10 protein-coding genes are annotated in these 6,131 nt (G+C 72.6%); 7 read left to right on the top strand and 3 right to left on the bottom strand.

Features of this window, described 5'->3' with window-relative positions:
- A partial coding sequence (locus ACFUJ1_RS05845) for a hypothetical protein (protein ID WP_378642980.1) occupies positions 1 to 104 on the bottom strand: 104 nt, incomplete at its 3' end.
- 147 nt (positions 105 to 251) lie between these two features.
- Between ACFUJ1_RS05845 and ACFUJ1_RS05840 the strand changes: the two genes are divergently transcribed.
- Complete coding sequence (locus ACFUJ1_RS05840; RefSeq protein WP_378642928.1) at positions 252 to 743, top strand: SixA phosphatase family protein; 492 nt, start codon at positions 252 to 254, stop codon at positions 741 to 743.
- 3 nt (positions 744 to 746) lie between these two features.
- Here the strand turns inward: ACFUJ1_RS05840 and ACFUJ1_RS05835 are convergent, their stop codons facing one another.
- Positions 747 to 941: a hypothetical protein gene (locus tag ACFUJ1_RS05835; RefSeq protein ID WP_233020652.1), complete on the bottom strand. Its 195-nt coding sequence runs from the start codon at positions 939 to 941 to the stop codon at positions 747 to 749.
- A gap of 115 nt (positions 942 to 1,056) precedes the next feature.
- Between ACFUJ1_RS05835 and ACFUJ1_RS05830 the strand changes: the two genes are divergently transcribed.
- The 5 genes from ACFUJ1_RS05830 to ACFUJ1_RS05810 all read left to right on the top strand — a co-directional run bounded on the left by ACFUJ1_RS05830 (position 1,057) and on the right by ACFUJ1_RS05810 (position 4,393).
- The gene (locus tag ACFUJ1_RS05830) at positions 1,057 to 1,464 is read left to right on the top strand and encodes a MerR family transcriptional regulator (RefSeq protein ID WP_378642925.1); all 408 of its coding nucleotides are present in this window, start codon (positions 1,057 to 1,059) and stop codon (positions 1,462 to 1,464) included.
- Entirely contained in the window at positions 1,461 to 2,474 is a 1,014-nt protein-coding gene (locus ACFUJ1_RS05825; RefSeq protein ID WP_378642922.1) for an aldo/keto reductase, read from the top strand. The genes ACFUJ1_RS05830 and ACFUJ1_RS05825 overlap by 4 nt, the downstream gene beginning before the upstream one ends.
- A 62-nt stretch (positions 2,475 to 2,536) precedes the next feature.
- Positions 2,537 to 2,842, top strand: coding sequence for a GNAT family N-acetyltransferase (locus ACFUJ1_RS05820; protein WP_378642920.1), 306 nt, complete (start codon positions 2,537 to 2,539; stop codon positions 2,840 to 2,842).
- Positions 2,839 to 3,828 carry a pirin family protein gene (locus ACFUJ1_RS05815; RefSeq protein ID WP_378642917.1) on the top strand — a complete coding sequence of 330 codons (990 nt, stop codon included), beginning with the start codon at positions 2,839 to 2,841 and terminating at the stop codon, positions 3,826 to 3,828. Before ACFUJ1_RS05820 ends, ACFUJ1_RS05815 begins: the two co-directional genes overlap by 4 nt.
- Positions 3,829 to 3,925: 97 nt before the next feature.
- Positions 3,926 to 4,393, top strand: coding sequence for a MarR family winged helix-turn-helix transcriptional regulator (locus tag ACFUJ1_RS05810; RefSeq protein WP_378642915.1), 468 nt, complete (start codon positions 3,926 to 3,928; stop codon positions 4,391 to 4,393).
- 31 nt (positions 4,394 to 4,424) lie between these two features.
- Here the strand turns inward: ACFUJ1_RS05810 and ACFUJ1_RS05805 are convergent, their stop codons facing one another.
- Positions 4,425 to 5,093 (bottom strand): TetR family transcriptional regulator, encoded by a 669-nt coding sequence (locus ACFUJ1_RS05805; protein ID WP_378642912.1) that lies wholly within the window; start codon positions 5,091 to 5,093, stop codon positions 4,425 to 4,427.
- 101 nt (positions 5,094 to 5,194) lie between these two features.
- Here ACFUJ1_RS05805 and ACFUJ1_RS05800 point away from each other — a divergent pair, with 101 nt between their 5' ends.
- Positions 5,195 to 6,088: an SDR family NAD(P)-dependent oxidoreductase gene (locus ACFUJ1_RS05800; protein WP_378642909.1), complete on the top strand. Its 894-nt coding sequence runs from the start codon at positions 5,195 to 5,197 to the stop codon at positions 6,086 to 6,088.
- Positions 6,089 to 6,131 lie beyond the last annotated feature (43 nt).

Genomic DNA, 6,131 nt, shown 5'->3' with positions numbered 1-6,131 from the left:
GACGCGAAACCCGGCTGATCCGGAGTCGGACGAATGCAATCGACCGGGCACTCGGAGACGCAACTCGCGTCGTTACAGCAACGCTGCGTGATTACATAGGCCATGTGTGCTGATCCTCGGGGTGTGCGTGTGGAGTGGCGCCACCGTGAAGGCGGACACGATCATTCGCGGCCCCCGGCACTGTGATGCCGCTTTCAGTGTGCCTCGAGTGCGATCCGGGTCTCGCACCGGAGAGCGTCTACGGTGTTCCCATGGCGCGCACCCTCATCCTCCTGCGGCACGGGAAGTCGGCCTACCCGGACGGTGTGGCCGACCACGAGCGCCCGCTCGCGGCCCGTGGCGAACGGGAGGCGGGGCTGGCGGGCGACTGGATTCGCGCCACCCTCCCGCCGGTCGACGAGGTGCGCTGCTCCACCGCGCTGCGCACCCGCGCCACCCTGGCGGCCACCGGCATCGCCGCGCCTGCGCACTACGAATCCGGCATCTACGACGCGGACGAGGCCGAGCTGATCGAGCTCGTCCGGCTGACCGCGGACGCGGTGCGGACGCTGCTGCTGGTCGGCCACTTCCCCGGCATGCCGGAGACGGCGTGGGAGCTGGCCGCCGACCGAACCGGCGATGCCGCCGTCGCGCTGGCGCGCAAGTTCCCGACCTCGGCGGTGGCGGTGCTGGAGTTCGAGCTGCCCTGGTCCGAGATCGGGCCGGGCAGCGGCGAGCTCACGCACTTCCACGTGCCGCGCTGACCGTCAGCGCAGCTTCACCACGGCGACCACGCCGAAGACGGCGAGCAGCACGAACGCGGCGAAGCCGCCGAACAGCCACCAGACCGCGCCGAGCGCGGCGATGAACGGTGCCACCGCGATGGCGGTGATCACCGGGCTCTCCTTGACCGTGGCGAGGGCGGAACGCGCCCTGACCCGGTCGATGTCCTTACCAGGCATGCCTCCAGGGTAGGTCGCGTTGCGCGCCCGCGCCGAAACCCGGCGAGAATCGTCCTTGCTTGGAGTGCACTCCAGGTGGCTAGCGTCGGAGATGTTCCTCGGAAAGGCCGCAGCGATGACCGAAGCGACGATCGAACGGGCCGGGTACGCCATCGGCGAGGCGGCGGAGCGGTCCGGGCTGAGCCGGGACACCCTGCGCTGGTACGAGCGGATCGGGCTGCTCAGCTCGGTCGGCCGCGACCACACCGGCAAGCGCCGGTTCACCGAGCGGGACCTGGACTGGCTGCAGCTGATCGGCAGGCTGCGCACCACCGGCATGTCGGTGGCGGACATGGTCCGCTACGCCGAGCTGGTGCGCGCGGGCGAGTCGACGATCCCGGAGCGGCTCGCCATCTTCCGGCGCACCCGCGCCGACGCGCTCGCCCGGATCGAGGAGCTCAACCAGACCGTCGCCGTTCTGGACTACAAGATCGAGCTCTACGAGGGCACGGTCGGAACGCACTGTGAAGGGACGACAGTATGACCACCAGCGGAACCCTGCCCACCGCCACGCTCGGCGGGATCGAGGTGGGCGTGCAGGGGCTGGGCTGCATGGGGATGAGCGAGTTCTACGGCGCCTCCGACCTCACCGAATCGCGCGCCACCCTGGACCGCGCGCTCGAACTCGGCATCACGCTCTTCGACACCGCCGACATCTACGGCTCCGGGCACAACGAGGAGTTCCTCGCCGATTTCGTCCGGGCCAACCGGGACCGGCTGGTGCTCGCCACCAAGTTCGGCATCCGCCGCGACCCCGCCGACCCGACCTTCCGCGGCATCGACAACTCCCCCGAATACATCCGCTCCGCCGTGCAGGCCAGCCTGCGCAGGCTCGGCGTCGACACCATCGACCTCTACTACATGCACCGGCGCGACCCGGCGGTCCCGATCGAGGAGTCCGTCGGCGCCATGGCCGAGCTGGTCGCGGCGGGCACCGTGCGCGCGATCGGGCTCTCCGAGGTCACCGGCGACGAACTGCGGGCCGCGCACGCGGTGCACCCGATCGCCGCGGTGCAGTCGGAGTGGTCGCTCTTCTCCCGCGACGTGGAGCGCACCGCGGTGCCCGCCGCGGCCGAGCTCGGCGTCGCCTTCGTGCCCTACTCGCCGCTCGGCCGCGGCTTCCTGACCGGCTCCTTCGCCGACGCGGGCACGCTGCCGGACGCCGCGGACTTCCGCCGCGCCATGCCGCGCTTCTCGGGCGAGAACGCGGCGCACAACGCCGCGCTGCTCGCCCCGATCCGGGAGCTCGCCGAGCAGCGCGGAATCACCCCGGCCCAGGTGGCGTTGGCCTGGGTGCACTCCCGTGCCGGTGTGCACGGCCTGCCGGTTGTCCCGATTCCGGGCACCCGCAGCCGGACCCGGCTGGCCGAGAACGCCGCGGCCGCGGTGCTGCCGCTCAGCGACGCCGAACTGGCGACGCTGGAGCCGGTGGCGGCGCAGGTCGCGGGGCCGCGCTACGCGGACATGTCGTTCACCTCGGCCGGGCGGGAGTGACCGGGCGGTAGAACGGACCGCCCGGCATGATGTGGATGTCGGCGCGAGAAGGAGGAACGGCAATGTCGCAGGAGTCCGTCGAGGTCGTGCGCGAGGACGACAAGCAGCGCTACACGGTCCGGTACGAGGGTGCGCAGGCCGGTTTCGCGAAGTACGAGGAGCGCGGGGACGAGACCGTCTTCACGCACACCGAGATCGACGACAAGTTCGGCGGCAAGGGCCTCGGCAAGGCGCTGGCCGAGTTCGCAGTCGAGGACACCATCGCCAGGAACCGGACGATCCGCCCGATCTGCCCGTTCATCAAGGCGTTCCTCGACAAGCACGCGGAGTACGACGCCCACGTGATCGGCAAGGGCGTCCCGCGATGAGCGACCTGGACCCGAACCCCGCCGCCGAGGTCTGCACCCCGGCGGCGGGGCCGGGTCCGCTGGCCGAGCTGTACCCCGAGCGCGAGGTGCCGCTCGGCGGGGTCCGCGGCGTGTTCGTGGAGCGGGTGCTGCCGCAGCGCGACCTGCCGACCGTCGGGGCGTGGTGCTTCCTCGACCGCTTCGGCTCGCCGACGGTGACCACCACCGGCGCCCCGCCGGATATCGAGCCGCACCCGCACATCGGGCTGCAGACCGTCACCTGGCCGCTGGAGGGCGCCATCAGGCACCGGGATTCGGTCGGCTCCGACGTCCGGATCGAGCCGGGCCAGCTGAACCTGATGACCTCGGGGCGCGGCATCGCGCACTCCGAGTACGCCGTGCCCGGCGCGCCTGCGGGCAACGGCCTGCAGCTGTGGATCGCGCTGCCCGGCGCGAGCGCGGGCGTCGACCCGCACTTCGAGCAGCACCGGGAGTTGCCCGAGTACGCCGCGCCCGGGGTGCGGGCCACCGTGCTGATCGGCACGCTGGCCGGGGTCACCTCACCGGCCAGGGCCTACACCCCGATCGTCGGCGCCTTCCTGCGGGTCGAGCCAGGCGCCGAGCTCCGGCTGCCGCTGGACCCCGCCTTCGAGCACGCGGTGCTGGGGGTCGACGGCGACCTCACCGTCGCCGGAGTCGAGCTGGCACCCGGGCCGCTGCTCTACCTCGGCACCGACCGGAGCGAGGTGGTGCTGCGCAGCGCGGCGGGCGCTCGGTTCGCGCTCATCGGCGGCGAGCCGTTCGCCGAGGAACTGGTCATGTGGTGGAACTTCGTCGGCCGCAGCCACGAGGAGATCGAGCTGGCCCGCTCGCAGTGGGAGGCCCGCGACGTGAGCCGCTTCGGACCGGTGCCAGGGCACCCCGCCGACCAGCGCATCCCGGCGCCCCCGCTCCCCGACCTGCACCTGACGCCGCGCAAGCGGCGGGTCGGCACCGCGCACGGCTGAGCCCGGTTCACCCCCGGCGAGACATGCGCCCGCATCGTCGTGTCGAAGCGCTCCGTCGGCTCCGCGCCCCGGTCAAGGGCGCATTACCCTGGAGAACATGAGCAGCGCCGTCGCCGATCACGAGAGCTCCGCCGACGGCGGGCCCGCCCTCTTCCGGCTGGTCCGGTTCTGGTCCCGCCGCTGGCTCGACGGCACCGGCCCGCAGCTCCCCGAGGAGCTCAGGCACACCCAGCACATCCAGGTCGTCGAGGCGGTCGCCGCGGCCACCGAGAACGGCGCCGAGGCCACCGTCACCACCGTCGCCCACCTGCTCGGCCTCGACCACGCCGCCGCGGGCCGCATGGTCCGCGACGCGGGCACCGACGGCTACGTCTCCCGCACCGAATCCACCGTCGACCGCCGCCCCACCGCCCTCCGCCTCACCCCCCGCGGCACCCGCCTGCTCACCGGCGCCCAGCAGTGGCAGCGGCGGATCTTCACCGAGCTCACCGCCGACTGGTCCGACGAGGACCGCGACCGCTTCGCGGGCTACCTGCACCGCCTCGGCGCCGAAACGGAGCGCTGAGCGCGGCACTGACGGCCCGGCGGCGCGGGCGTCAGCTCGGGCGGGGCAGGGTGCCGAGCAGCACCGCTTCCAGGCCCTGACGCAGGGCGTCGCGCAGGTCGAAGCCGAGCGGCACCAGCGCGGGGTCGGCCTCGTAGACGGCGAGCACGACGGCGGGCGGCGGGCAGTAGGCCGACAGCGCGCCTGCCAGGATCATGGCGTGCAGGCAGAACCCCTGCGCGCCGTCGCCCAGCTCGGGCAGCTGCCGTCGGACCAGGTCGGTCATGGTGGCCAGGGCCTCGAGCGAGGCCAGCTTGTGCCGCCGGGCGACCTCGAGGGTGACGTTGTGCTCGAGGACGCTGCTCTGCGCGCCGAAGAGGCCGCACAGCACCGGGCGTGCCGCCAGCGAGCGGCTGAGCACCTCGGCCAGCAGCTCGGCGCGGCGCTCGGCGGGCAGGCCGGCGTCGATGCCTGCGGCCAGCTCGTCCGGCAACTCCGCCAACCAGCTCCGCAGGAAGTGGTCGAGCAGCTCGAGCAGCACCGCCTCCCTCGACTCGAAGTAGCGCGACAGCGCCGACTTGGCCAGGCCGGCGCGGCGGCTCAGCTCGTTGAGGCTCACCTCGGCCACCGGCATCTCGTCGAGCATGGCCGCCGCGGTGTCCAGGATCGCCCGCCGCCGGATCTCCCGCTGCTCCGCACTGCGCGCCCGCTGGAAGTTCATGCGCGCCAGCCTAGCTTATTTACCGCCGGTCCATTGACAGTGGACCGGCGGTCCCTTATGGTCGCAGTCATAGCGTACCGACGGTACATAAGGAGGCTCCGATGAACTGGACCGAGCAGGACATTCCCGAGCAGCGCGGCCGGGTGGCCGTGGTGACCGGCGCCAACACCGGACTCGGTTTCGAGACGGCCAGGGCGCTCGCGGAGCGCGGCGCGGCGGTCGTGCTGGCCGTGCGCGACCTGGAGAAGGGGAAGCGAGCCGCCGCGCGGATGGGCGGCGACGTCACCGTGCAGGCCGTCGACCTGACATCGCTCGACTCGATCCGCACCGCCGCGGCCGCACTGCGCGATCGGCACCGGCGCATCGACCTGCTGATCAACAACGCCGGGGTGATGTACACGCCGAAGCGGACCACCCGGGACGGCTTCGAGCTGCAGTTCGGCACCAACCACCTGGGGCATTTCGCGCTCACCGGCCTGCTGCTGGATCGGCTCCTGCCGACGCCCGGCTCCCGGGTGGTGACGGTCAGCAGCACCGGGCACCGCATCCGGGCCGCGATCCACTTCGACGACCCGCAGTGGGAGCGTTCGTACAGCAGGGCGGGCGCCTACGGGCAGTCCAAGCTCGCCAACCTCATGTTCACCTACGAGCTGCAGCGGCGGCTCGCGGGCCACGGCGGCACCGCGGCGGTGGCCGCGCACCCCGGCATGTCGAACACCGAGCTCGCCAGAAACACCCCTGCGCTCGTCCGGACCCCGCTGAGCTGGTTCGCACCGTTGATCACCCAGCAGCCGCGGATGGGCGCGCTGCCCACCCTGCGGGCCGCCACCGACCCCGCGGTCCTCGGCGGGCAGTACTACGGCCCCGGTGGCCGGAACGAGATCAAGGGACACCCCCGCCCGGTCACCTCGAGCCCGGAGTCCTACGACGCCGACATCCAGCGCCGCCTCTGGGCCGTCTCCGAGGAGCTGACGGGCGTCACGTTCCCCGTCTAGCGCGCCCGCGGCCCGCACAGCGCGAAACGGCCCCCGATCCGTG

Source organism: Nocardia sp. NPDC057227 (assembly GCF_042669725.1).
Classification (GTDB): Bacteria; Actinomycetota; Actinomycetes; order Mycobacteriales; family Mycobacteriaceae; genus Nocardia; species Nocardia asteroides_A.
This window is presented reverse-complemented; position numbering and strand designations above follow the sequence as displayed.

Bases quoted from the DNA above. Each gene is read 5' to 3' on its own strand.
- ACFUJ1_RS05840 (WP_378642928.1), top strand. From the start codon at position 252: ATGGCGCGCACCCTCATCCTCCTGCGGCACGGGAAGTCGGCCTACCCG.
- ACFUJ1_RS05835 (WP_233020652.1), bottom strand. From the start codon at position 941: ATGCCTGGTAAGGACATCGACCGGGTCAGGGCGCGTTCCGCCCTCGCC.
- ACFUJ1_RS05830 (WP_378642925.1), top strand. From the start codon at position 1,057: ATGACCGAAGCGACGATCGAACGGGCCGGGTACGCCATCGGCGAGGCG.
- ACFUJ1_RS05825 (WP_378642922.1), top strand. From the start codon at position 1,461: ATGACCACCAGCGGAACCCTGCCCACCGCCACGCTCGGCGGGATCGAG.
- ACFUJ1_RS05820 (WP_378642920.1), top strand. From the start codon at position 2,537: ATGTCGCAGGAGTCCGTCGAGGTCGTGCGCGAGGACGACAAGCAGCGC.
- ACFUJ1_RS05815 (WP_378642917.1), top strand. From the start codon at position 2,839: ATGAGCGACCTGGACCCGAACCCCGCCGCCGAGGTCTGCACCCCGGCG.
- ACFUJ1_RS05810 (WP_378642915.1), top strand. From the start codon at position 3,926: ATGAGCAGCGCCGTCGCCGATCACGAGAGCTCCGCCGACGGCGGGCCC.
- ACFUJ1_RS05805 (WP_378642912.1), bottom strand. From the start codon at position 5,093: ATGAACTTCCAGCGGGCGCGCAGTGCGGAGCAGCGGGAGATCCGGCGG.
- ACFUJ1_RS05800 (WP_378642909.1), top strand. From the start codon at position 5,195: ATGAACTGGACCGAGCAGGACATTCCCGAGCAGCGCGGCCGGGTGGCC.